Origin of the sequence: Gluconacetobacter asukensis (assembly GCF_014174375.1) — a bacterium.
In the GTDB taxonomy this organism is placed as follows: domain Bacteria; phylum Pseudomonadota; class Alphaproteobacteria; order Acetobacterales; family Acetobacteraceae; genus Gluconacetobacter; species Gluconacetobacter asukensis.
Genome location: NZ_JABEQE010000005.1, coordinates 126,113 through 150,972, shown reverse-complemented (window position 1 = coordinate 150,972; position 24,860 = coordinate 126,113). Strand labels below are relative to the sequence as shown.

Here is a 24,860-nt window from a genome sequence, read left to right as displayed (position 1 = left end):
CAAGAGCAATAACCCGAAAATCAATAAAGAGAAGAAACGGGACCATGTTCAGGAACAAGCAGTTTGTCGGAGAACTGATCTCCGAATTCATCGCAGTCTTTATCATCATCCTGTTCGGTGATTCGGTGGCGGCGATGTATTCGCTGTACGATCCTAGCCCCTATCGGAACGCCTATTGGGGCGTGTGCATCGTCTGGGGGCTGGGTGTCACCATTGCCATCTATGTCACGGGCGCGGTTTCGGGCACCCATGCCAATCCTGCCGTGACATTGGCGCTTGCGCTGTTTCGCGGCTTTTCGTGGCGCAAGGTCGTGCCCTATGCCGCCGCGCAGGTGCTGGGCGGTCTGGCCGGGGCGGCGATCGTTTATGCGCTGTATGCGCCGGTGATCGATCATTTCAATCTGGCGCATCATCTGGACCGTCTGCATGACGGTGGGGCGGCCGGGGTGTTCTTTACCCATCCCGGTGATTTCGTGACGCCGATTCATGCGCTGATGGATGAGACCATTCTGACGGCGATGCTGCTGTTCGGGATTTTCGCCGTGACGTGCGAGTACAATACCCAGGCGCCGCAGGCCAATGGGGGCGCGTTGATCATCGGGTTGCTGGTGGCGGCGATCGGTGGATGTGCGGGCTATCTGGAAGCGTGGGCGATTAACCCGGCGCGCGATTTCGGGCCGCGCCTGTTCTGTTATTTCGCGGGCTGGGGGCCGTCCGCGCTGCCGTCGCCGGGCCATTACTGGTGGGTGCCCATCGTGGGCCCGCTGGCAGGCGGCGTGATCGGTGCCGGTGCCTATGAATGCCTTGTGCGCCCCTATATGCCGCGTCTGCGCGACCGGGTGCCATCGGACGTCGGCCCCCTGGCGGATGGACCGACGACCGATGGCCGCGTTGCCGGCCAGCCCTGATATCGAGCGGAGACTCGGGAGGAACGACCATGAGCAAGAAGAACACCATCCTGGCGATCGACCAGGGCACGACCTCGACCCGCAGCATCGTCTTCGACCATGACGCGCGGCCCCTGGCGACGGCGCGTGCAGAATTCGCCCAGCATTATCCCGACCATGGCTGGGTCGAGCATGATGCGGAGGAGATCTGGCGTGATGTGGTATCGACCGCGCGCGATGCGCTGGAGCAGAGCGGCGCCAGGGACAGCGTGGCGGCGATCGGCATTACCAACCAGCGCGAGACGATCGTGGTGTGGGACCGGGAGACCGGCAAGCCGGTCCATCGGGCCATTGTCTGGCAGGATCGTCGTACCGCCCCGCTTTGCGCCCGCATGCGGCAGGAGGGGTATGAGGGGCTGGTGCGCGAACGGACGGGGCTGCTGCTGGACCCGTATTTCTCGGCCAGCAAGCTCGCCTGGATCCTGGACAATGTGGCCGGTGCCCGGCGGGATGCCGAGGCCGGGCGGCTGGCCTTCGGCACGATCGACAGTTTCCTGCTGTGGCGCCTGACGGGTGGGCGGGTGCATGCCACCGACGTGACCAATGCTTCGCGCACCCTGCTGTTCGACATCCATCGCCAGTGCTGGGATGACGATCTGCTGCGCCTGTTCAATATCCCACGGAGCCTGCTGCCCGAGGTGCGGGGCAATAGCGAGATCTATGGCGAGACCGATCCGGCGCTTCTGGGTCGTGCGATTCCGGTGGCGGGCATGGCGGGCGACCAGCAGGCGGCGCTGGTCGGGCAGGCCTGTTTTACGCCCGGCATGGCCAAGGCGACCTATGGCACCGGCTGCTTCGTGCTGCTGAATACCGGCGAGGCGCCCGTGACCTCGGCGAACCGGATGCTGACCACGATCGGCTATCGGATCGGCGGCAGGACGGTTTATGCTCTTGAAGGCGCGATTTTCGTCGCCGGGGCCGCGATCAAATGGCTGCGCGACGGGCTGCACCTGATCACCCATGCCTCGCAGACCGACGACATGGCGACGCGCATTCCGCACAGCCATGGCGTGTATATGGTGCCCGGCTTCGTGGGGCTGGGCGCGCCGCACTGGGACCCGGAGGCGCGCGGCCTGATCTGCGGCCTGACGCTGGATGCCACGGCGGCGCATATCGCCCGTGCCGCGCTGGAATCCGTGGCCTACCAGACCTATGACCTGATGGAGGCGATGGCGCAGGATGGGGGCGGGCTGGTCACCACCCTGCGCGTGGATGGCGGGATGGCGGCCAATGACTGGTTCTGCCAGTTCCTGGCGGACATTCTGCAGGCGGGCGTGGAGCGGCCCGCGCATCTGGAGACCACGGCGACGGGCGCCGCCTTCCTGGCCGGACTGGCCTGTGGTGTCTGGAGCGACCTGGATGATGTGGCCGCGCGCTGGTCGCGCGGGCGCGTGTTCGAAGCCAGCATGGACGGCGCGCAGCGCCAGACGATGCTGGATGGCTGGCGCCAGGCGGTGCGCCGGACCCTGACGCCGAAGGCGGCCTGAGCGCGGTCCGGGGAGGCTACGGTGTGGTTTCCTCGGTATTCGCCGCGGGGTGGACGGCGAAGGGGACGTTGCGCGTCGCGCCGCCCATGAAGCGGAACGTGATGGTGATCTGCTGGCCGGGGCGCACACTGTCGTCATAGCCGGCGCAGATGAGGTGATAGCCGCCCGGCGGGAAGACCAGGGTTGTTTCGGGCGGCAGGGCCAGATGCGTGAACAGGCCGGCGGTTTCGCCCGTGCTTTCCTGCTCAGTATGGTGGGCGAACAGATTGCGGCAGGCGGGTGACGAGACGCCTGCCAGCAGGTGGACGGCCTCGCCCCGGTTCTCGATCGTGAAATATCCGGCCGCGATCCGGCGTTCGGGGCGGAGGATCTGGATCGAGGCATCGCGGATATCGATATCCTGCCCGGCGGCGGCCTGGTCGTCATCGGGCGTGAGGGGAGCGGCCCGGGCGGCCGAGAGGGCGGCCTGACTCATGAGGACCAGTAATCCGATCAGCAGCGCGTGTCGCGTCATGGGCTCCTCGGCTTCGGCATTTCGGAGAGGTTATCAGCATGCCGGGTGGGGACAAAGCGCACCCGGCATGTCCACACGGGCTTGCGTCCGGTTGATTTCGTGCGCATTTCCCGTGCCAGGAACACGCCGCGCAGGACTGAAGCCCACATGAGATGCCCTTTTTGTGGTCATGACGATACCCAGGTCAAGGACAGCCGCCCGCATGAAGACGGCGCGGCGATCCGTCGCCGGCGGATCTGTGCGTCATGCGGCCAGCGTTTCACGACCATCGAGCGGGTGCAGCTTCGGGACCTGTATGTGGTCAAGGCCGATAGCCGGCGTGTGCCGTTCGAGCGGGACAAGCTGGCGCGGTCGGTGCGCATCGCGCTGCGCAAGCGCCCGGTGGATGACGAGCGGATCGAGCGAATCGTCAACGGGCTGGTCCGCAAGCTGGAAGCGTCGGGGGAAACCGACATTCCGTCGGTCGATATCGGCAAGCTGGTGATGGACACGCTGCGCGAGGTCGATATCGTGGCCTATATTCGTTTCGCCAGCGTGCATTGGGATTTTCGTGAAACCAAGGATTTCGCGGCGATCCTGGACTCGATCCCCGGAGCGGCCGAGGCCCGGGCGGCGGCGGCCGGGGGACGGAAGAACGACGCGCCCGCGGAGGGTGGCTATGGACCTGGCGACGTAAAGAGGCGATGAAGCCGCCTCTCGCGGAATCGTGGCAGCAGGAGACAGGCGCATGAACGGATCGCAGGACGAAGACAGGACCCATGCGCGGACCCGCTCGCGGACCGCATCGCGCGTGGCGGTGGTGCAGGCCCTTTTCCAGATCGAACAGGCCGGCGATACGCCCGAGGCGGTGATCCATCAATTTCTGCGCCATCGGCTGGGCGTGGTACCGGCCGCGGACCATGGCGCCGAGTATGAAGACGGGCGCGTGCCCGAGGCGGATATCCGCCTGTTCGAGCAGGTGGTGCGCTCGGCTGTGGCGCAGCGAGAGCAGATCGACGCCCTGATTGTGGATGTGCTGCCGGCTTCCTGGCCGGTCGGGCGCCTGGACCCGGTGCTGCGTGCCCTGCTGCGCGCAGCCGGTGGGGAACTGGCGGTGGTTGGTGGGGTACCGACGCGGGTGGTCATCAACGAATATCTCGACATCGCCCACGGCTTCTTCTCCGGGGATGAGCCGAAGATGGTCAATGGCGTGCTCGACACGCTGGCGCGCCGGCTGCGTGCATCCGATACCGCGTCGGCGAGTGAGGCTGAAGCCGAGACCGTGGCCGAGGAGACGCCCGAGGACGCCCATGGGGCCGAAGGCGCCTGATCCGGCGGGGCGCGGCATGGCGCCCCTTCCGTCGGAATTCCGGTTCATCCGGCGGCATTTCCGCGCCCTTGCGGGTGAGGGGGCGCTTGGCCTGACGGATGACGCTGCGCTGGTGCATCCGCCGGAAGGCCGCGAACTGGTGATCGCGGTCGATACGATGGTCGAATCGGTGCATTTCCTGCCGGACGATCCGCCCGATACGGTGGGCCGCAAGCTGCTGCGCTGCAATCTGTCCGACCTGGCGGCGATGGACGCGACGCCGCTGGGCTATCTGCTGGCGCTTACCCGGCCGCAATCGCGCGATGAGGCGTGGTTCGGCGCGTTCGCGGCGGGGCTGGGCGATGACCAGGCCCGTTACGGCCTGACCCTGCTGGGGGGCGATACCACCGCGACTGCGGGGCCGCTGGTCCTGTCCCTGACCATTCTGGGCCATGTCCGCCCCGGCTGTGCCCTGCGGCGCAGCGGGGCGCGTGACGGGGATGATGTCTGGGTGACCGGGACGATTGGTGACGGGGCGTTGGGGTTGCGAGTGCTGCGGGGCGAACTGGCGGATGCCTCGGGCTTTCTGGCCCGTCGTTATCGTCTGCCGGAACCAAGGTTGGGGCTGGGGCTGGGGGGGATTGCCTCGGCGGCGATGGATGTGTCGGACGGGCTGGTGCAGGATCTGGGCCATCTGGCGCGGGAAAGCGGGCTGGGCGCGTGGCTCGATGCGTCATGCGTGCCGCTGTCGGATGCCGCGCGGCGGGCGGGGCCGGACTGGCTGGCGACCTGCCTGACCGGCGGTGACGATTATGAGCTGTTGCTGGCGGTTCCGCCGGAACGGGAGGACGCCCTGCGCGAGGCCGCCGCACAGGGCGGCGTGCCGGTCACGCGGATCGGCCGCTTCGACCGCGCGCTGCAAGGGGTCGAAGTGCGCGACGGGGCGGGCGGCACGCTGGCGCTGGATCGCACCGGCTGGAGCCACCTGTAGCCCCGGATTTCAGTTCGTTGTCAGCGAACGGTCATATACGCGGTACCGCTTGCAGGGGTCCGGGGCGAGGCGCTCGATGAGGCGCCGCATGGGCATGTTGTTTTCCACGATCCAGCTCATTTCGACCATGCGGTAGGGCAGGGAATGGCCGCGCCGCATCAGTTCGGTAATGGCCAGGGCGGGCAGGATGGCACCCAGCGCCGTTCCTTCCATCTTGGAACTGACGCCCAGCAGGATGACGCGGGCGGTATGGAACTGGTGGCGCAGCAGTCGCGCGGCCAGCTTGACCCAGCCCAGCGGCGAGGGGGCGCCGCCGAGGTCGCTCGCGACGTCGTAGAGGTTCGGCACCACGAGGGCGACGGCCACGGGCTCGCCTTTCTGTTCGATCAGGACGAAATGCTCGGGCTTCAGGATCGGCTTCATCTGCGCGACCATTGCCGTCATCTCGTCCTGGGTCAGCGGCAGGGAGCCCCAATTGTTGCGCCAGGCATCGTTGTAGAGGCCGCGCAGGATCTCGCCGTCTTCCGCCATCCTGTCCTTGCGCATGGTGCGCGTGGTCACGGTGCCCAGTCGCCCTTCGCCCAGTCGCAGGCTGGAGGGGACCAAGTGCTTCTGCTCGGCCTGCGGGCCGATTTCCATCTGGTAGGCGAGGAAATCCATCGCCTTGGCGAAGCCGGAGGCTTCGATCAGTGGCGGCAGCCAGCGCGGGTGCCAGGGCATCGCGATCATCGGCGGGGCGTCATGGCCCTCGATCATCAGGCCCGTTTCACCGTTGGAATTCAGCGTGAAGGGGCCGCGGGCGGTGACCATGCCCCGCTCGCGCAGCCAGTTGCATGCGGCGTCCAGCAGGGCCGAGACCACCGCAGCGTCGTCGATCGCGTCCAGCGCCCCGAAAAAGCCAATATTTTCGCCGAGTCTTTCGATGGCCAGATCGTCGATCTGTGCGGAAATCCGGCCGACGGGCCGCCCGCCGCGCAGGGCCAGGAAATATTGCGCCCGCCCGTGGCCGAAGAAGGCGCTCTTGCGCGGATGGAGCAGGTCCTTCTGCTCCATGTCCAGCGGCGGCACATAGCCGGGCAGCCCGGCATAGAGCCGGCGGGGAAGGCGGATGAACTGCGACAGCTGACGAAGGCCGGATACGGGAGTGATGACAAGTTGATCCGCTTCGTTCATGACCGGTCCGTTTTCTGGCGGTGGGGTAGGCAAGTGGCTGAATGGATTGGCCGCGACGGCCAGCCTGTGCTGATGACATGGAATTGGTAGTCAAAGAAAGGGGCCCGATGGCCAAGACACATCAGGGTGGCGAAATCCGTTTTGATCCGGCGACCGTCCTGATTACCGGGGCTTCCAGCGGCATCGGGGCGGAACTGGCTCGCTTCTATGCCCGGTCTGGCCGCCGGCTGGTGCTGTGGGGGCGTGATCCGGCCCGGCTGGAACAGGTGGCACGCGACTGCCGGACCATGGGCGCCACGGTGGCGACGCGCACGTTGAACCTGGCCGACGGAGCCGCCGCGATCGCGGCCTTTCGCGAGGATGACGACGCGCACCCGGTCGATCTGCTGATCCTTGCCGCCGGGCTGGGGGACATGCGCCAGCAGACCGCGCTGACCGAACGGGCGGAGACGGTGCTGGAACTGGGGCTGGTGAATTTCGCGACCCCGGCCGCGCTGGCCACTGCCGGGGCCGAGCGGATGGTGGCGCGGCGGCGGGGGCATATCGTGCTGCTGGGCTCGGTCGCGGCTTTTCATGCATTGCCCTTCGCGGCTGGTTATTCGGGATCGAAAGCCGGGCTGGCGCGTTTCTCCGAGGCGCTGCGCAATGGGCTGCTGGAGCATGGCGTGGGCGTGACGCTGGTGTCGCCGGGATTTGTCGATACGCCGATGAGTCGCCGGGTCAGCAGTGCCAAGCCGTTCCTGCAAAGTGCGCCCCAGGCCGCGCGCCTGATCGCGCGGGCAGTGGAGGAGGAACGGCCGCATCTGATCTTCCCCCGGATCTTCGCGGGGCTGCGCCTGCTGGACATTGTGCTGCCGCGTCCGATACGGGATTTCGTGCTGAGGCGCCTGAAGGCTGAACAGGCGCCTCGACCGACGATATGAATCCCCCGGCGACGATGTGCGCCGGCATACCACCCGCAGGGAGCCTGGCCTGGACATGAAAGAAATCGTCGCCGTGGATATCGGCGGAACCCATGCCCGATTCGCGATTGCCACGGTGGAAGCCGGGCGCGTGACCGCGCTGGGGGACGCGCTGACCCTGAAATGCGCCGAGCATGCCAGCCTGCAACTGGCGTGGGAGGCCTTCGGCCGGCAGATCGGGCGCGCGCTGCCGCGTGCCGCCGGCATTGCCGTCGCCTGTCCGGTTCAGGGGGATATCCTGAAGCTGACGAATAACCCATGGGTTATCCGGCCCGCCCAGCTTGGGGCGCAGCTTGGGGTGGACGAGCACGTCCTGGTCAATGATTTCGGCGCCATCGGCTATGCGGTGGCCCAGGTCGATGCGAGCCATCTGCGGCATCTGTGCGGCCCCGACCGTGACCTGCCGACCAACGGGGTGACGACGATCGTCGGCCCCGGCACCGGGCTGGGTTCGGCCTATGTCGTGCGGCGCGACGGGCGTTGCCTGGTGTGCGAGACCGAGGGCGGGCATGTGGATTTCGCGCCGCTGGACAGTGTCGATGACCGGATTCTCCAGCGGCTGCGGCAGCGTTACCGCCGGGTTTCGGCCGAGCGGATCGTCTCCGGGCCGGGGCTGGTGAACCTGTACGAGACGATTGCCGAGCTTGAGGGCCAGCCGACCCGAATCCACGACGACAAGGAATTATGGACCCTGGGGCTGGAGAGGCGTGACCCGATGGCATCGGCGGCGGTGGAGCGGTTCTGCCTGGCGCTGGGCGGCGTTGCGGGTGATCTGGCCCTGGCACAGGGCGCCAATGGTGTGGTGATCGCGGGTGGGGTGGGGCTGCGGCTGGCGGACCATCTGCCGCGATCGGGATTCGCAGAGCGATTCGTGGCCAAGGGGCGATTCGAATCGATGATGGCGCGGATGCCGGTGAAGCTGATCACGCATCCGCAGCCCGGCCTGCTGGGGGCGGCGGCGGCCTTTGCGGAACGGTTCCATTAACGGGCCGGTCTCCCTTGCATCATATCGGAAGCGGTAGGACAGTCGCCTCATCTTGTTGAGGGAAGAGACTGGCAGTGACGCATGACGGCGCCGGGGCAACCGGCTGGATCGACCGTTTTTTCCATGTGACGCGCCGAGGTTCGACCCTGTCGCGGGAATTGATCGCCGGGCTGACCACGTTCGGGGCCATGGCCTATATCATGATCGTCAATCCGGCGATCCTGGCCCTGGCGGGGCTGGACCGGCACGACATGATCATGACGACCATCGCGGCCTCGGTTATCGGATCGCTGCTGATGGCGCTGCTGGCCAACCTGCCGATCGCCCTGGCGCCGGCCATGAGCAGCAACCTCATCTTCGCGCAGGTCGTGGTCGTGCAGATGGGGATCGCGCCGCCGGTGGCCTTCACCATGGTCTTCATCGGGGGGCTGGCCTTCGTCGCGCTGTCGCTGACGCACTGGCGGCAGAAGATCGTGATGGGCTTTCCCGTGTCGGTTCGCACCGGCATTCATTGCGCGATCGGTGCCTTTATCGCCCATATCGGCATGGTCAGCGGCGGGCTGGCGGTGAAGAGCGCGGACGGTTTCGCCTTTGGCTCGCTGCGTGATCCGGCGGTGCTGCTGGCGGTGGGCGGACTGTTCCTGGCCGGGGTGCTGCGGATGCTGCGTGTACCGGCGGGGATGCTGCTGAGCATCATTGCCGTCACCATCGCGGGGTGTTTCGTCCATCATCCCGGCGGGCAGCCGGTCACGGCCCGGCCGTCGGCGTGGCTGGAATGGCCGCATTATCCGGTCCACATGCTGTTTCCCTTCGATTTCCATGGGTTCGTCACGCATTTCGGCCTCGTGCTGCCGGTGACGCTGTATTTCTTCCTTGGCGATTTCTTCGATGCGACCGGCACCATGATGGCGGTGACGCGCAAGGCCGGCCTGTCGGTGGAAGACGGGCAGCCGGTGTTGGGTCGGGCTGCCTTCGTCGCCGACGGGACGGCCAGCGTGGTGGGGTCGATACTCGGGACGTCGACCGTGTCGGCCTATCTGGAATCGCTGGTTGGTGCCGAGGCCGGGGGGCGGACGGGGCTGGTGGGGATTACGGTGGCCGCGCTGTTCGCGCTGTCGTCGGTCCTGTGGCCGATCATTACCGCCGTCCCGGCGGTGGCGACCGCGCCGGTGCTGATCCTGGTGGGGTTGGGCATGCTGGCCGATATGGGGCGGGCGGAGCAGGACGATGCCGGGGGAATCCTGGCGCCGCTGCTGATGGTGCTGGTGACGGTCATGACCGGCAATTTCATGGTCAGCCTGGCGCTGGGACTGCTGCTCTATACCGTTCTGGCAGTCGTGGCGCGGCGCTGGAGCGAGATCACGCCGATCCTGCTGCTGCTGGATGGGGTGTTCATTTTCTATCTGGTACTGGCCAGCGGCATCGGGGGCGGTACGTGAAGGCGCTCCGCGCATTCACGCTGCTGTCGGGCCTGTCCTGCGCGGTGCCCGCCGCGGCGGCGGAAGGAGGGACGATGTGGCCCGATACGCCGCGTGCGCGCCTGGAGCTGGAAACCCTGATTGCGACGCTGGATGCACGTCTGCTGTCTCACCCCAGCGCGACCCTGACGCTGGAAGGGTGGTGCCGCGACCATGATCTGGCGCCGGTGGCCCATGTGGTGGCGCGGCGCATAGCGGGCGTGGTGCGGGTGCCGAGTGCGGAACAGCGGCAGGAACTGGCCGTGGGGCCGGACGAGGCGATCGCCTATCGCCGGGTGGAGCTGGCATGCGGGGGCCGCGTGCTGTCGGTGGCGGATAATTGGTATGTGCCGTCGCGCCTGACCCCGGCGATGAATGACCTTCTGTCACGCACCGACACCGCATTCGGCCATGTGGTGGCGGACCTGCATTTCACCCGCCGGACGCTGGACAGCGCCCGCCTGTTCGCGCCGCTGCCCGACGATTGGGAGCGGCGGGGCCTGCCGCCGCCCGGCGCGGGCAGGATTGTGATTCCGGCCGAAATCCTGCGCCATCGTGCGCTGTTATATCGTCAGGACGGTGTGCCGTTCAGCGAGGTGGTGGAGACCTATACCGGCGCCATGCTGGATTTTCCGCCGCCGCCCGCTGACGGCCCGTCGAAGTGAGGAGACGCCATGACCCGGCCTGCGATCGATCTGCGTAATCCCGACCTGCCGGCCGATGCCGTGCGCGAGGCGCTGGCCCTGTCGCCGCACCCGGAGGGCGGGTGGTATCGCGAATTGTGGCGCGATACGCCGCCGGATGGCGGGCGCGGGACGGCTACGACCATCCAGTTCCTGCTCGCGCGGGGCGAGCGGTCGCACTGGCACCGGGTCGATGCGGCTGAAATCTGGTGCTGGCAGGGTGGCGCACCGCTGCGGCTGCGCATGGCGCGGGACGGGGTGGAAGAGATCGTGATTCTGGGGCCGTGCCCGGGCGAAGGGCATCTTCAGCAGGCGGTGGTGCCGGTGATGGGCTGGCAGGCGGCCGAATCGCTGGGGGCGTGGAGCGTGGTGGGCTGCATCGTCGCCCCGGCCTTCCAGTTCTCGGGCTTCGAACTTGCCCCGCCGGGCTGGGTGCCGGAAGGAGCCGCGGCATGAGCGGCGAGCCCGACTGGCTGGTCTGGGGGCGGGAGATCCAGGCCATTGCCCAGACCGGCCTGAGCTTTACCCGCGACCCGTTCGACCGCGAGCGGTACGAGATGCTGCGGGTGATCGCCGCGCGCATGATGGCGGTGGGGACCGGCGCGCCGGTGGCGTGGATCGAGAGCCTGTTTGCCGGGCAGGAAGGCTATGCGACGCCCAAGGTTGAAGTGCGTGCCGCCGTGTTCGACGCGGCGGGCCGTATCCTGATGGTGCGCGAGGTGCTGGACGGCGGGCGCTGGACGCTGCCCGGTGGGTGGGCGGATGTGAACCTGACCCCGGCCGAGAACGCTGTGAAGGAAGTGCAGGAGGAAAGCGGCTATATCGTGACGGTGCGCAGGCTGGCGGCGGTGTGGGACCGCGACCGGCAGGGGCATGAGCACAAGGCGTTCTCCTGCGCCAAGTTCTTCTTTCTGTGCGATCTGGCGGGTGGGGAAGCGGCCACCAGTATCGAGACTTCGGAAATCGGCTGGTTCGGCCCGGACGAGATTCCGGCCGACCTGTCGCTGGGTCGGGTGCTGCCGGGGCAGATACGGCGCATGTTCGAGCATTACCGCGCGCCCGGCCTGCCGGCCGATTTCGAGTGATGGAAGATGGATGGGTCGCAGGGCGTTGAAATCATGATGTTCGTGACCCATATGCTGCCATTGGATGATTTTACGTAACAGAGAGATTTCCGACATGGTCGATCAGGCTGCGGGCTCCGATGCGGGCCGCCCCGCTGCGACGGGTGGCGAGGAGCATGCTTTCAGCGCGGAGGTCGGGCGGCTGCTCGATCTGGTGGTGCATGCGCTGTATTCCGAGCGCGAGATTTTCCTGCGTGAACTGGTGGCCAACGCCGCCGACGCCACCGACCGGCGGCGCTTCGAGGCCCTGACCGATGCCGCCCAGGCGCTGCCCGAGGGCGCGAAGGTGCGTATCGAGCCCGACAAGGATGCGCGGCGCCTGACCATTAGCGACGATGGCGCGGGCATGAGCAAGGACGAGCTGGCGCGCAACCTGGGCACCATTGCGCGTTCGGGCACCCGTGCGTTCGGCGAGGAGCTGGCCAAGCACAAGCCGGAGGAACGGTCCGGCCTGATCGGGCAGTTCGGTGTCGGTTTCTATGCCGCCTTCATGGTGGCGGAGCATGTCGACGTGGTGTCGCGCCGTGCCGGTACGGACGAGGCGTGGCGCTGGTCGTCGGACGGCAAGGGCAGCTTCACCCTCAGCCCCGCGACGCGCGAGCAGCCCGGCACCGACATCATCCTCTACATGAAGGAGGATGCCGACGAGTTTCTGGATGCATGGCGCCTGGAAGCGATCGTACGGAAATGGGCCGATCACATCGCCTGGCCGATCACGATCCACAGCGATGGCGAGGACAAGGCGGCCAATGCGGGCACGGCCCTGTGGCGCAAGCCGCGCAGTGAGGTCACCGAAGAGCAGCTCACCGAATTCTATCGCCATGTCAGCCATAATTTCGATACGCCCTGGGCGACGCTGCACTGGCATGCCGAAGGCACGATCGATTTCACGGCCCTGCTGTTCATCCCCGGCAGCCGTCCGTTCGAGTTCGGCGAGCAGGTGCGCGAGAGCCGGGTGCGGCTGCATGTCCGCCGCATGTTCATCACCGACGATGCGGCGCTGCTGCCGCCCTGGCTGCGCTTTGTGCAGGGCGTGGTGGATACCGAGGACCTGCCGCTGAACGTCTCGCGCGAGATGTTGCAGGCGACGCCGGTGTTGCAGCGGATCCGCAAGGCCGTGACCAACCGGGTGCTGAACGAGCTGCGCAACCGTGCCAAGGATGCCGAATCCTATGCCGGCTTCTGGGACAATTTTGGCCCGGTGGTGAAGGAAGGGATCTGGGACGACGCGGAATACCGCACCGACCTGGCGGGTCTGGCCCGTTTCCCCAGCACCGAAGAGGGCTGGACCACGCTGGCCGATTACGTGGCGCGGATGAAGGACGGGCAGGAGGCGATCTATTACCTGACCGGCGACAATCCGGACACGCTGCCGGCCTCGGCGCAACTGGAAGGGTTCAAGGCACGCGGGATCGAGGTGCTGCTGCTGACCGATCCGGTCGATTCCTTCTGGCCCGATCGTCTGGGCACGTTCGAAGGTAAATCCCTGCGTAGCGTCAGCCAGAGCCATGCCGACCTGGAGAAGTTCGAGGCCCCGCTGTCGGAAGGCGAGAAGGCGGAGCTGGACACGCTGCTGCCGGCGCTGAAGGACGCGCTGGGCGATGCGGTATCCGAGGTGCGCGGCAGCACGCGGCTGGTGAGCAGCGCGGTAGTGCTGGCGTCGGCCGGGCAGGGGCCCGACCTGCAATTGCAGCGCCTGCTGCGCCGCAGTGGCCAGGCCGTGCCGGACCTGGCGCCGGTGCTGGAGGTCAATCCGGCGCATCCGCTGATCCGCGATCTGGCGGCGCGGGTGGCGCGCGGTGAATCGGTGACCGACACGGCGCTGATCCTGCTGGATATCGCGCGGATCCAGGAGGGCGAGAGCCTGAAGGACCCGACCGCGTTTGCCAGCCGGCTGACGGCGACGCTGACCCATATTCAGGGCGGCGCGGCTTAAAGCCTGCCATGACAGGTTCACGCGCATCTGCCGCATGAACCTGATATTCTGTCGCGTGGAGCCCGCAGCCGGATGGTTGCGGGCTTGATGTCGCGGGGCTTGGGTGCTTCCCTGCGCGGCCTTTTTCCCAGCCATTGGAAACATGCGACATGAAGATCGGTAACATCCCTTATCGCAGCGTATGGGTGGACCAGGATGATGGCTGGTCGGTCCATATCTTCGACCAGACCCGCCTGCCCTGGGCGCTGGATATCCTGCGCCTGACCGAGCGGGACCAGGTGGCGCAGGCGATCCGCAGCATGCAGGTGCGCGGTGCGCCGCTGATCGGCGCGGTGGCGGCCTATGGGCTGGCGCTGGCGTTGCGCGTCGATGCCTCCGACGCCGCGATGGAGCGCGATGCCGCCCTGCTGGCGGACACGCGGCCGACCGCGATCAACCTGCGCTGGGCGATCGAGCGCATGCAGGCGCGGCTGCGCCCGCTGCCGGCCGAGGCGCGGGTTGCCGCCGCCTATGACGAGGCCGGGCGGATCTGCGACGAGGATGCGGCGCAGAACGAGGCGATCGGCCGGCATGGGCTGAGCCTGATCCAGGAGATCGCGGCGCGGCGGGGCGAGGGGGCGACGGTCAATATCCTGACCCACTGCAATGCCGGATGGATTGCCACCGTCGACTGGGGCACCGCGCTGGCGCCGATCTATATGGCGCATGACAGCGGGCTGAAGGTGCATGTCTGGGTGGATGAAACCCGGCCGCGCAACCAGGGCGCCGCGCTGACGGCGTGGGAGCTGGGCAGCCATGGCGTGCCGCATACGGTGGTGGCCGACAATGCCGGCGGGCACCTGATGCAGCACGGATCGGTGGATCTGGTGATCGTGGGCACCGACCGCGTGACGCGCGGCGGGGACGTGGCCAACAAGATCGGCACCTATCTGAAGGCGCTGGCGGCGCATGACAATGGCGTGCCGTTCTGGGTTGCGCTGCCGTCGACCACCATCGACTGGCGCGTGACCGACGGGCTGACCGAAATCCCGATCGAGGAGCGCGCTGGCGCCGAGGTGACGAGTGTGACCGGCCAGACCGAAGACGGGCGGGTCGAGACCGTGCGGGTGACGCCGCCGGGCAGCCGGGCGGCCAATCCGGCGTTCGACGTGACACCCGCGCGGCTGGTGACGGGGCTGATCACCGAGCGCGGGCTGTGCGCGGCCTCGCAACTGGGGCTGGCCGGGCTGTTTCCGGAACACGCCGAGGCGTGATGGCGGGGCGGAGGCTGGTGGGCGCAGGCAACCCTTGACAGGGGCGGCCCGGCCCGGCTTCCTCCGCCTTCGATCGAACGGGGCGCGTCGCGTCCCGTCCCTTGTTTTTTGGTGACACAGGACCGGACCATGCATCCCTACCGTACCCATAGCTGTGCCGCGCTTCGGGCCAGCGACGCCGGGCAGACCGCCCGCCTCTCCGGCTGGGTGCACAGCAAGCGCGATCATGGCGGTCTGCTGTTCATCGATCTGCGCGATCATTTCGGCATCACCCAGATCGTGATTCCCGCCGGTTCGCCGGTGCTGGAGGCGGTCGAGCGCGTGCGCGTGGAAAGCGTGCTGACGGTGACGGGCGAGGTCGTGCTGCGCGACGACGCGACGCGCAACCCGAACCTGCCGACCGGCGATATCGAACTGCGCGCCCGCGAGGTGGACGTGCAGTCGGCGGCCGAGGTGCTGCCGTTCCAGGTCGCGGGCCACGAGAACTATCCCGAGGATCTGCGCCTGACCTACCGCTATATCGATCTGCGGCGGGACAAGGTGCATCGGAACATCCTGCTGCGCTCGCAGGTGATCGCCAGCCTGCGCCGCCGCATGACCGACCAGGGGTTCATCGAGTTCCAGACGCCGATCCTGACGGCCTCTTCGCCCGAGGGCGCGCGCGACTTCCTGGTGCCGGCGCGGATGCATCCGGGCAAGTTCTATGCCCTGCCGCAGGCCCCGCAGCAGTTCAAGCAGCTTGCGATGGTTGCCGGGTTCGACCGGTATTTCCAGATCGCGCCCTGTTTCCGTGACGAGGCGGCGCGTGCCGACCGGTCGCCGGGCGAGTTCTATCAGCTTGATTTCGAGATGGCGTTCGCCACCCAGGAGGACGTGTTCGCGACCCTGGAGCCGGTGATGGAAGGCGTGTTCCGCGAGTTCGGCGGTGGGCGCACGGTCAGCGCGGCGCCGTTCGAGCGGATTCCTTACGCTACGGCGATGAAGCTGTATGGCAGCGACAAGCCGGACCTGCGCAATCCGCTGCTGATCAGCGATGTGACCGAATCGTTTGCCGATTCGGGCTTCGGCCTGTTTGCCCGCATCGTCGCCGCGGGCGGCGAGGTGCGCGCGATTCCCGCGCCGGGGGCGGGCGACCGTCCGCGTGCCTTCTACGACAAGCTGAACGCCTGGGCGCGCGAGGCCGGGGCCGGTGGGCTGGGCTACATCATCTTCGACGAGGAAGGTGGCAAGGGGCCGATTGCCAAGAACCTGGAGCCCGAGCGCGTGGAGGCGATTCGTGCCGTGACCGGGCTGAAGGCGGGCGATGCCGTGTTCTTCGCGGCGGGCAAGGGCGACGAGGTCGTGAAATTCTCGGGCCAGGTGCGCACGCGCGTCGCGACCGAGCTGGAGCTGATCGAGCAGAATGCCTTCCGCTTCTGCTGGATCACCGATTTCCCGATGTATGAGCGCAACGAGGAAACGGGGCAGATCGATTTCTCGCACAACCCGTTCTCGATGCCGCAGGGCGGGCTGGAGGCGCTGAACAGCCAGGACCCGCTGACGATCACGGCCTATCAGTACGACATCGTCTGCAACGGTATCGAACTGTCGTCGGGCGCGATCCGCAACCATCGTCCGGATGTGATGATCCGGGCGTTCGAGCTGGCGGGGTATCCGGCCAGCGAGGTCGAGGCGCGGTTCGGCGGCATGCTGAATGCCTTCCGCTACGGTGCGCCGCCGCATGGCGGTTCGGCGCCGGGCGTGGACCGCATGGTCATGCTGCTGGCCGATGAGCCGAATATCCGCGAGGTGATCCTGTTCCCGCTGAACCAGCAGGGCGAGGATTTGATGATGGGGGCCCCGGCGCCGGTGCCGCCCGAGCGGCTGAAGGAGCTGTCGCTGGCACTCGACCTGCCACGGCCCAAGCCTTCGGCCAGCAAGGACGCCAAGCCGGCGGAATAGGCCGGAGATGGCGCATTGCCAGCGGAGCATCATTGCGCGGAATGACGCGATGGGCTCTGCTGCGGTCATGAAACCAAGCATCCGATGCGCCGCCATGGCGCGGCCGGGCAGGGCGCTGCTGGCGGCGGCCCTCCTGGCTCTGCCGGGGATGGGAAGCCCTGCCTGGGCGGAGGCGCCGGTCGCGCTGGCGCCCCATCGCGCGGTGTATGACCTGACGCTGGCGGCCGTGACCGGAGGCGATACGATTTCCGCCAGCGGAACCATGACTTATGCGGTCAGCGATGCGTGTTCGGCATGGTCGACCCAGCAGCAGCTGAAGCTGCAGACGGTCTCGCGCTCGGGCGCCGTGACCGAGATGGTGTCGGATTATGCGACGCTGGAAGCCAAGGACGGGCATAATCTGGTGTTCCAGACCGTCCAGACCGCGAATGGCCATCCGGCCAGCCGGGTGATGGGCGAGGCGACGATGACGCCGACCGGCGGCGAGATCCGCTATACCCAGCCGCGCGCCCATACGGTCAGCCTTCCGGCCGGGGTTCTATTCCCGATGGCCCATACCAGGGCGATCATCAGTGCCGGCGAGCAGGGACAGGCGTCGCTGGCGCCGAGCCTGTTCGACGGCACGGGCGATGATGGGGCGCAGGATACGTATATCATGATCCTGGGGTGGAACCGTCCGCCTTCGGCCAGCCCGTTTCCGGCACTGGCCCGCCTGCCGTCCGGCAGGGTGCATGTGGCGTTCTATACCGCCTCGTCGCACGACATGCGTCCCGATTACGAGATCGGGATGCGGTATTTCGCCAATGGCGTATCCGATGATCTGGACATGGATTTCGGAGATTTCCGCATGCACGGCACGCTGCACAGTTTCACCCCGGCCCCGGAAGGTCACCGATGCTGAACCCTACACCGATCGATGACAGCCAGCCGGACGCGGCGCCCGCCAACGGGGGCGGCCTGGCCCATTCGTTGCGGACCCGCCACGTTTCGATGATTGCCATCGGCGGGATGGTCGGGGCCGGGCTGTTCGTGAACACGTCGGTCATGATCCAGGGGGCGGGGCCGCTGGTGCTGCTGTCCTATCTGATGGCCGGGCTGATCGTCTTCCTGGTCATGCGGATGCTGGGGGAGATGGCGATCGAGTGCCCGGAGGCGGGGTCGTTCGTCGGGCATGTGCGGCGGGGGCTGGGGCATCGGGCCGCCTTCGTCACCGGCTGGTCGTACTGGCTGTTCTGGGTGGTGGTGGCCTCGGTCGAGGCCAAGGCGGCGGCGCTGATCGTGGCGCCCATGCTGGGCGTTGCCCAGTTGCCGGTGGCGCTGGCGCTGATCGGGCTGATGACGGCCGTGAACATGGGGTCGGTCCGGGGGTATGGCGAGTTCGAATTCTGGTTCTCGCTGATGAAGATCTCGGCGATCGGCGTGTTCACGATCATTGCCGGGCTGGCGCTGTTCGGGGTGATCGGGTCTTCGCTGCATGGCGGCATCGCGCATCTGTGGGACCAGGGCGGATTCATGCCCCGTGGTTTCGGGGCTTCGCTGGCGCTGATGCCGGCGATCCTGTTTACCTTCGCCGGAGCGGAGATCGCGACCGTCGCGGCGGCGGAGACGGACAATCCCGGATATAATATCGTCCAGGCCATCCGTACCGTCGTGGTGCGCGTCATGCTGTTCTACATGGGTTCGCTGGCGGTGATCCTGTGCCTGATCCCATGGAACCAGATCCGTATCGGCCATTCGCCGTTTCTCGACGTGCTGCACCGGATCGGCATTCCGGGGGCCGAGACCGCGATGACGGTGGTAGTGCTGGTGGCGATCGCGTCGTGCCTCAATTCCACGCTGTATGTGACCTCGCGCATCCTGTTCGAGATGGCGGCGCATGGCGATGCGCCGGCGGTGCTGGTGCGTACCGGGCCCAGCGGGGCGCCGCGCCGGGCGATTGCCATCGGCAGCCTGGTGGCCGTTGTGCTGACGGTGATTGCGGCGACCTTCCCGGGCGAGGTCTTCGGCTTTCTGCTCAATGCATCCGGGGCGATCATCCTGTTCGATTATCTGATGGTGGTCTTCGCCCAGATCGCGCTGCGCCGGAGGATGCATGGCGAGGGGCGGCAGCCGGCCTTTCCGATGCTGCTGTTTCCGTATCTGTCCTGGCTGACGGTGGGGGCCATTCTGCTGGTGATGGTGACGATGATGCTGACGCCGGACACGCGGGTGCAGATCGAGCTGGGCAGCCTGACATTGGTCCTGATCGTGGCGCTGGGTGCGGTTGCGCCGCGCCGGGGCGGCCGTGCGCCATCGTGATGGCTCGCTGTTCCATACGGTCATATTTCGCCATTCCAGCGCCATGATGGTCGGACCATATTGAGGCTGACGGGACGTGAAGATCCCGTGTGCAGACAGGAGTTGGTTCGCAATGAACAGGCAGATTGTCAGGGGTGCCCTTCTGGCGCTGGGCATCATTGCCGGGGGCGCCATGGTGGTGGATGCGGCCCCGGCCCAGGCGCAGGCCTATCGCTATGGCCCGGTGACGCCGGGCTGGGCGCCGCCGCCCATGCCGCCGCCGCGTTTTGAAAGAATGCCCCCGCAGCGCCCTGGCTGGGTCTGGGTCGGCGGCGGCTGGGACTGGGTCAATGGCCGATATATGTGGGTTCCGGGGCGCTATGTGCGCGGCGGCCGGCATGGTGGCTGGGGACCGGGACGCTGGATGCAGCGCGGCCCGCGCTGGGTCTGGGTGCGGCCCGGCTGGCGCTGACCGGATGATGTAACGAGGTCCCCGCCAGCGTGACCGCTGGCGGGGAGCGGCTTCAGGCGTGCGTGTCTTCCAGGGTGACGACCAGCGGCACATGGTCCGACGGCTGGTTGCGTCCGCGCTCGTCCCGGTCGGGATGGGCGTCACGCAGGCGTTCGGCCAGGCGCGGGGACAGCAGGGCGTGGTCGATCCGCAGGCCGCAATCGCGGGGCCAGGCGCCGGCCTGATAGTCCCAGAAAGTGTAATATCTGCCGTGCGGGTGCAGGGCGCGCACCGCGTCGGTCAGGCCCAGCCAGATCAGGCGGCGGAAGGCCGCGCGTGTTTCCGGCCGCACCAGCGCATCGGTGGGCGGCAGGGCGCCGGGGGCGCAATCTTCATCGGTGGGGCAGACATTGTAATCGCCCGCCAGGACGAAATCCCGCCCCGCATCCAGCAGCGCGCGCGCATGCAGGGCCAGGGCTTCCATGAATGCCAGCTTGGCCTCGTATCCCGCCTCGCCGCCGGAATTGCCGTTGGGCAGGTAGAGATTGCCGAAGATCAGGCCGTTCGCCTCGATTTCGAGGTAGCGTGCCTGGGGGGCGTCGTCGTTCAGGAAGGGCAGGCATCGGGCCCTGACGGAGAAGGGCAGGCGCGACAGGATGGCGACGCCGTTATAGCTCTTCTGCCCGACCACGACGGATTCGTAGCCGGCGGCGCGGAAGGTATCGGCGGGGAAGATGCCTTCCTCGCACTTGATTTCCTGAAGACCGACGATGTCGGGTTTTTCGCGCTCCAGCCAGTCCAGCACATGGGTCTGGCGCTGGCGGATGGAATTGACGTTCCAGCTTGCGATTTTCATCTTGGAATGGCGGCCTGCTCAATCGATCGAGAAGCTGGTGCCGCACCCGCAGGACGAGGTGGCGTTGGGATTGCGCACGGTGAAATGCGCGCCCATCAGCGAATCGTTGAAATGCAGTTCCGCACCCGACAGCAGGTCCAGGCTCGCCGGGTCGACCCGCACGTGGGCGCTGCCGGCGGGCACCACGATGTCGTCGGGGCGGGCTTCGCCATCCAGGGCGAAGCTGTACTGAAAGCCGTTGCAGCCGCCGGCCAGCACCGTGACCCGTAGCCCCGTCGAGGTGGCATCGACGCCCGGCTGGGCGGCGATGATGTCCTGAAGCCGGGTTGCGGCCTCGGGCGAGACACGGAAGGCGGTGTCGGGCGAGGGGGAAGAAGGGAGCGGCATGTCCATCGGGGTCACCATCGTCGCGCGGCCCGGGTCGGCATGCTGAGCCAGCATGCTGGCCTTGCGGCGCCGGGCGGGTTATCGACAGGGGGCGGTCCGGTTCTTATGGCGCCGGGCGCCCGCCACCCATCCGGGATTGGGGTTATATATGAGCGTCGCACCCTATGCTGTCCAGACCGCCACCGCCCGGGGGCGCCTGTATGCCGAGCCGGAATCCCCCAGCCGTTCGCCCTGGCAGCGCGACCGCGACCGGGTGCTGCATTCCGCCGGCTTCCGCACGCTGCAATACAAGACGCAGGTCTTCGTCAATCATCAGGGCGATTTCTTTCGCACCCGGCTGACGCATTCGCTGGAAGTGGCGCAGATCGCGCGCTCGATCGCCCGCAGCCTGTCGGTGGACGAGGACCTGACCGAGACGCTGTCGCTGGCCCACGATCTGGGCCACACCCCGTTCGGCCATGCGGGAGAGGATGCGCTGGCTGCGGCCATGAAGGATTGGGGCGGCTTCGACCACAATACCCAGACCCTGCGGCAGGTGACGAAGCTGGAGCGCCGCTATTTCGACTTCGACGGGCTGAACCTGACCTGGGAAACGCTGGAAGGGCTGATCAAGCATAACGGCCCGGTGGACCACCCGACCGGCTATGTCGCCCGCTATGCGGATGGGCTGGGGCTGGACCTGGGCAGTTACGCCTCGGTCGAGGCGCAGATTGCCGCCATGGCCGACGATATTGCCTATCACGCCCACGATCTGGATGACGGGATGCGCGCCGGCCTGCTGGATCTGGCGGATCTGGCGGATCTGCCGGTGGTGGGCGCGGCGCTGGCGCAGGTTCGGGAAATGGCGGGCGGGGTCGCCATGTCGGGTGACGCTGCCGAGGAGGCGCATGTGCAGGACCGGATGCGGCATGAGACCATCCGCCGGGTCATCAATGCCCTGGCGGTGGACCTGACGGAGCAGACAAGACGCAACCTGGCTGAACTGGCCCCGCAATCGGCTGATGATGTGCGCCGTGCCGCCATGCCGGTCGTGGCCTACAGCCCGGCCATGGCGCGCGATAACGGGGCGATCCGTACTTTCCTTTACGCGCGGATGTATCGGCATTGGCGGGTGAACCGCATGACGCGCAAGGCGCGGATCGCGGTCGAATCGATCTTCTCGATTCTGGCCAACGATATCTCGCTGCTGCCTGATGGCTGGCGGCAGGAGGCGCGGGCCACCGACGCGATGGGTGCGCGGCGGATCGTGGCCGATTATATAGCCGGGATGACGGATCGATTCGCGATGGAAGAACATCGACGGTTGACGGATCTGTCCGTGCCGGGCTGAAACGCCCGACCAGATCATCATTCTGACGCGCCGGGCGGGGCATCCGCCCGGCGCCGGTATTTCAGTGGGAAGCCGCATCGCATGTCCGACAGCCTGTACGTCCGCTATCTCTCGCATGTGCGCGATGCCCTGCGACGGATCGTTCCGGACCTGCCGGAGGAGGTGGCGGCGCGCGTGGAACTGACCCCGACGCGCGACCCGGCCCATGGCGACATGGCGACCAACGCCGCCCTGCTGGCGGCCAAGCCGGCGCGGCGGCGCCCGGCCGAGATCGCGGCCGAGCTGGCGGCGGCGCTGGTCGAGGTGTCGGGCATTGCCCGAGCCGAGCCCGCCGGGCCCGGTTTCGTCAACGTGACGCTGGACGAATCGGTGCTGCGTGCCGTGGTGGGTGACGTGCTGCGTGCCGGCGAATCCTATGGCGATGCCACGCTGGGCGAGGGCGTGCGGGTGAATGTCGAATATGTTTCGGCCAACCCGACGGGGCCGATGCATGTTGGCCATTGCCGGGGCGCGGTCGTGGGTGACGCGCTGGCCAATCTGCTGGCCAAGGCCGGCTATGCGGTCACCAAGGAATATTACATCAACGATGCCGGGGCGCAGGTCATCGCCCTGGCCTGGGCGGCCTATTGGCGGTACCTGGAGGCCATCGGCACGACGATGGACCGGGAGGCTTTCGCGGCCCTGGTGCCCGGCGGCATCCAGTATGGTGGCGATTATCTGGTGCCGGTGGGGCAGGCGCTGGCCGAGCAGCACGGCACCGGCCTGGCCGGTCCGGATGGGCATCCGGCCGCGCCCGAGACCTGGATGGGTACGGTCAAGCCCTTCGTAGTGGCCGCGATGATGGCGATGATCCGCGAGGATCTGGACGCGCTGGGCGTGCGGCATGACGTCTTCACCAGCGAGGCGAAGATTCTGGCCGATGGCGTGACCGACCAGGCCATTGCCCGGCTGGATGCGCAGGGCCTGCTGTATGAAGGCGTGCTGGAGCCGCCGAAGGGCAAGCTGCCCGACGATTGGGAGGCCCGGCCCCAGACCCTGTTCCGCTCCACCGCCTTCGGCGACGACGTGGACCGGCCGCTGCGCAAGTCGGATGGGTCGAACACCTATTTCGCCAACGATATCGGCTATCACGACGACAAGGTGCGTCGCGGCGCGGACCTGCTGATCGATGTCTGGGGCGCCGACCATGGCGGCTACGTCACCCGGATGAAGGCGGCGGTGCAGGCGCTGGCCGTGGGGGGGGAGAGCGTCGGGTTCGACGTGCTGCTGTGCCAGATCGTGCGGATCGTGCGCGATGGGGAGCCGGTGCGCATGTCCAAGCGTGCGGGGACCTTCGTCACGCTGCGCGACCTGATCGACGAGGTGGGGCGCGATGCGGTGCGCTTTACCATGCTGACGCGCAAGGCCGACGCGCAGATGGAATTCGACCTGGACCAGGTGGTGGCGCAGACGCGCGACAATCCGGTCTTTTACGTGCAGTACGCGCATGCGCGCTGCCGCTCCGTCCTGCGGGCGGCGCAGGAGATGCTGGGCGAGGCCGCGATCGCTCCCGTGGCGCTGGCCGAGGCCGGGCTCGATGGAATCGGGTCGGATGCCGAGCTGGCGCTGCTGCGGCGAATCGCCCAGTGGCCGCGTACGGTGGAGGGTGCTGCCCAGGCGCATGAACCGCATCGGGTTGCCTTCTATCTGGGTGAACTGGCGGGGGATTTCCATATGCTGTGGAATCGTGGCCGCGATGATGCGACATTGCGGTTCCTGCAGGAAGACGACCTGGTTGCCACCCGTGCGAAGCTGGCGCTGGTCGAGACGACGGCGACCGTCATCCGTTCCGGTCTGGCGGTGCTGGGTGTCGAGCCGGTTGAGGAAATGCGATGAGCGATACCGATCCGTCCGGCCGCGACCCGTATGAGGATCGCCTGAACCGCGTGCGTGAGCGCATGAGCGCGGATTATGGCGATGACGATGCGCCGCCGCCGCGTTCGCGCCCGGCCCGCCGGGCGGGCGGCATGCTGGATGGGTTGCTGGGCGCCGACCCCACCACGCGGCGCCTGGCCTATGGCGCGGCCGGGTTGGGTGGCCTGCTGGTGATCGCCATCGGCGGCTGGGCGCTGCTGGGGCATCAGCAGACGGGTATTCCCGTTATCGGGCCGCCGCCCGGCCCGGTGCGGGTGCGGCCGGTCGATCCGGGTGGCATGCAGGTTCTGGGGGCCGAGGCGCCGAGCGGCGATGACGGTGCGGTTGCCCGCCTGGCGCCGGGGCCGGAACAGCCGCGGCCCGATCGTCTGGCCCAGCAATATGGTCAGCCGCCGGAAGCACCGGCCACCGACGCCACGGCGCCCGGACCCTCGGCGGCGTCTACGGCGGCGGCGGCATCCGTCAGCCCGCCTGTGGCCGAGGCTCCGGCTGCCAGCGCCGTGCCGGCGGGGCCGAGTGCTGCCGCGCCGGCGCCGGTTGCCCCGGCACCTTCCGCGCCGGTGGCAACGCCGCCTGCCGAAGAACCGGCCGCGCCTGTGCCGCCGGCCGCGAGTGCCGCGCCAGCGGCGGCGCCGGCTGCGGTGGCGGGGGGGCGTTATGGCGTGCAGCTTGCGGCGCTGGATTCGCAGCAGGCCGCCGAGAAGGAATGGGCGCGGCTGGCGCAGCATTATCCGGACCTGTTCGGGAGCCATACGCCGATCATCGAGCGGACCGAGCGCAACGGGGCGGTCTTCTTCCGGCTGCGCACGCGCGGGTTTGCCAGCATCGCCCAGGCCACGTCGTTCTGCGAGCATGTGCGGCTGAACGGGCTGGCCTGCACGCTGGCCGGGTTCTAGGACCGGGC

The 24,860-nt window shown here is 67.6% G+C and carries 24 protein-coding genes; 20 read left to right on the top strand and 4 right to left on the bottom strand.

Features of this window, described 5'->3' with window-relative positions; translation table 11 throughout:
* The first annotated feature begins 44 nt into the window (after positions 1-44).
* Positions 45-908 carry an MIP/aquaporin family protein gene (locus tag HLH35_RS07860; RefSeq protein ID WP_182978612.1) on the top strand — a complete coding sequence of 288 codons (864 nt, stop codon included), beginning with the start codon at positions 45-47 and terminating at the stop codon, positions 906-908.
* 29 nt (positions 909-937) lie between these two features.
* Entirely contained in the window at positions 938-2,434 is a 1,497-nt protein-coding gene (gene glpK, locus HLH35_RS07855) for a glycerol kinase GlpK (protein WP_182978611.1), read from the top strand.
* A 16-nt stretch (positions 2,435-2,450) separates the two neighbouring features.
* On the opposite strand, the gene HLH35_RS07850 is transcribed toward glpK, so the two are convergent.
* Positions 2,451-2,948: a copper chaperone PCu(A)C gene (locus HLH35_RS07850; RefSeq protein ID WP_182978610.1), complete on the bottom strand. Its 498-nt coding sequence runs from the start codon at positions 2,946-2,948 to the stop codon at positions 2,451-2,453.
* 147 nt (positions 2,949-3,095) lie between these two features.
* Here HLH35_RS07850 and nrdR point away from each other — a divergent pair, with 147 nt between their 5' ends.
* The 3 genes from nrdR to thiL are packed head-to-tail and all read left to right on the top strand — an operon-like array spanning position 3,096 to position 5,227.
* Positions 3,096-3,635, top strand: coding sequence for a transcriptional regulator NrdR (nrdR, locus tag HLH35_RS07845; RefSeq protein ID WP_246384935.1), 540 nt, complete (start codon positions 3,096-3,098; stop codon positions 3,633-3,635).
* Between the two features lie 40 nt (positions 3,636-3,675).
* Positions 3,676-4,257 carry a transcription antitermination factor NusB gene (nusB, locus tag HLH35_RS07840; RefSeq protein ID WP_182978609.1) on the top strand — a complete coding sequence of 194 codons (582 nt, stop codon included), beginning with the start codon at positions 3,676-3,678 and terminating at the stop codon, positions 4,255-4,257.
* Entirely contained in the window at positions 4,238-5,227 is a 990-nt protein-coding gene (gene thiL, locus HLH35_RS07835) for a thiamine-phosphate kinase (protein ID WP_246384934.1), read from the top strand. The genes nusB and thiL overlap by 20 nt, the downstream gene beginning before the upstream one ends.
* Before the next feature lie 9 nt (positions 5,228-5,236).
* On the opposite strand, the gene HLH35_RS07830 is transcribed toward thiL, so the two are convergent.
* The gene (locus HLH35_RS07830) at positions 5,237-6,400 is read right to left on the bottom strand and encodes a hypothetical protein (protein ID WP_182978608.1); all 1,164 of its coding nucleotides are present in this window, start codon (positions 6,398-6,400) and stop codon (positions 5,237-5,239) included.
* A gap of 107 nt (positions 6,401-6,507) precedes the next feature.
* Between HLH35_RS07830 and HLH35_RS07825 the strand changes: the two genes are divergently transcribed.
* The 12 genes from HLH35_RS07825 to HLH35_RS07770 all read left to right on the top strand — a co-directional run bounded on the left by HLH35_RS07825 (position 6,508) and on the right by HLH35_RS07770 (position 19,490).
* On the top strand, positions 6,508-7,323 hold the full coding sequence (locus tag HLH35_RS07825) for an SDR family NAD(P)-dependent oxidoreductase (RefSeq protein ID WP_182978607.1): 816 nt from the start codon (positions 6,508-6,510) through the stop codon (positions 7,321-7,323).
* Between the two features lie 55 nt (positions 7,324-7,378).
* Entirely contained in the window at positions 7,379-8,347 is a 969-nt protein-coding gene (gene glk, locus HLH35_RS07820) for a glucokinase (protein WP_182978606.1), read from the top strand.
* Between the two features lie 74 nt (positions 8,348-8,421).
* The gene (locus HLH35_RS07815; protein WP_182978605.1) at positions 8,422-9,786 is read left to right on the top strand and encodes a solute carrier family 23 protein; all 1,365 of its coding nucleotides are present in this window, start codon (positions 8,422-8,424) and stop codon (positions 9,784-9,786) included.
* A complete protein-coding gene (locus HLH35_RS07810) occupies positions 9,783-10,469 on the top strand; it encodes a hypothetical protein (protein WP_338029311.1) in 687 nt (228 codons plus the stop codon). The genes HLH35_RS07815 and HLH35_RS07810 overlap by 4 nt, the downstream gene beginning before the upstream one ends.
* A 9-nt stretch (positions 10,470-10,478) precedes the next feature.
* Entirely contained in the window at positions 10,479-10,943 is a 465-nt protein-coding gene (locus tag HLH35_RS07805) for a cupin domain-containing protein (protein ID WP_182978604.1), read from the top strand.
* Positions 10,940-11,572, top strand: a complete 633-nt coding sequence (locus tag HLH35_RS07800; protein WP_182978603.1) for an NUDIX hydrolase — start codon at positions 10,940-10,942, stop codon at positions 11,570-11,572. Before HLH35_RS07805 ends, HLH35_RS07800 begins: the two co-directional genes overlap by 4 nt.
* A gap of 94 nt (positions 11,573-11,666) precedes the next feature.
* Positions 11,667-13,547: a molecular chaperone HtpG gene (gene htpG / locus HLH35_RS07795; RefSeq protein WP_182978602.1), complete on the top strand. Its 1,881-nt coding sequence runs from the start codon at positions 11,667-11,669 to the stop codon at positions 13,545-13,547.
* A 149-nt stretch (positions 13,548-13,696) separates the two neighbouring features.
* Entirely contained in the window at positions 13,697-14,800 is a 1,104-nt protein-coding gene (gene mtnA / locus HLH35_RS07790) for an S-methyl-5-thioribose-1-phosphate isomerase (protein ID WP_182978601.1), read from the top strand.
* 129 nt (positions 14,801-14,929) lie between these two features.
* Positions 14,930-16,741, top strand: coding sequence for an aspartate--tRNA ligase (aspS, locus tag HLH35_RS07785; RefSeq protein WP_182978600.1), 1,812 nt, complete (start codon positions 14,930-14,932; stop codon positions 16,739-16,741).
* A 67-nt stretch (positions 16,742-16,808) separates the two neighbouring features.
* Positions 16,809-17,642: a cell envelope integrity EipB family protein gene (locus HLH35_RS07780; RefSeq protein WP_182978599.1), complete on the top strand. Its 834-nt coding sequence runs from the start codon at positions 16,809-16,811 to the stop codon at positions 17,640-17,642.
* A complete protein-coding gene (locus tag HLH35_RS07775; RefSeq protein ID WP_182978598.1) occupies positions 17,636-19,039 on the top strand; it encodes an amino acid permease in 1,404 nt (467 codons plus the stop codon). Before HLH35_RS07780 ends, HLH35_RS07775 begins: the two co-directional genes overlap by 7 nt.
* Before the next feature lie 112 nt (positions 19,040-19,151).
* Positions 19,152-19,490 (top strand): YXWGXW repeat-containing protein, encoded by a 339-nt coding sequence (locus tag HLH35_RS07770; protein WP_182978597.1) that lies wholly within the window; start codon positions 19,152-19,154, stop codon positions 19,488-19,490.
* Between the two features lie 52 nt (positions 19,491-19,542).
* Here the strand turns inward: HLH35_RS07770 and xth are convergent, their stop codons facing one another.
* Together xth and HLH35_RS07760 are read right to left on the bottom strand one after the other, a co-directional pair.
* Positions 19,543-20,325, bottom strand: coding sequence for an exodeoxyribonuclease III (gene xth / locus HLH35_RS07765; protein WP_182978596.1), 783 nt, complete (start codon positions 20,323-20,325; stop codon positions 19,543-19,545).
* Positions 20,326-20,343: 18 nt separating this feature from the next.
* Positions 20,344-20,712, bottom strand: coding sequence for a HesB/IscA family protein (locus tag HLH35_RS07760; RefSeq protein ID WP_182978705.1), 369 nt, complete (start codon positions 20,710-20,712; stop codon positions 20,344-20,346).
* Positions 20,713-20,860: 148 nt separating this feature from the next.
* Here HLH35_RS07760 and HLH35_RS07755 point away from each other — a divergent pair, with 148 nt between their 5' ends.
* From HLH35_RS07755 to HLH35_RS07745, 3 genes are all read left to right on the top strand, one after another.
* Positions 20,861-22,042, top strand: coding sequence for a deoxyguanosinetriphosphate triphosphohydrolase (locus HLH35_RS07755; protein WP_182978595.1), 1,182 nt, complete (start codon positions 20,861-20,863; stop codon positions 22,040-22,042).
* A gap of 81 nt (positions 22,043-22,123) precedes the next feature.
* Positions 22,124-23,917 carry an arginine--tRNA ligase gene (argS, locus tag HLH35_RS07750; protein WP_182978594.1) on the top strand — a complete coding sequence of 598 codons (1,794 nt, stop codon included), beginning with the start codon at positions 22,124-22,126 and terminating at the stop codon, positions 23,915-23,917.
* The gene (locus HLH35_RS07745; protein ID WP_182978593.1) at positions 23,914-24,852 is read left to right on the top strand and encodes an SPOR domain-containing protein; all 939 of its coding nucleotides are present in this window, start codon (positions 23,914-23,916) and stop codon (positions 24,850-24,852) included. The genes argS and HLH35_RS07745 overlap by 4 nt, the downstream gene beginning before the upstream one ends.
* The last annotated feature ends 8 nt before the right edge of the window (positions 24,853-24,860 follow it).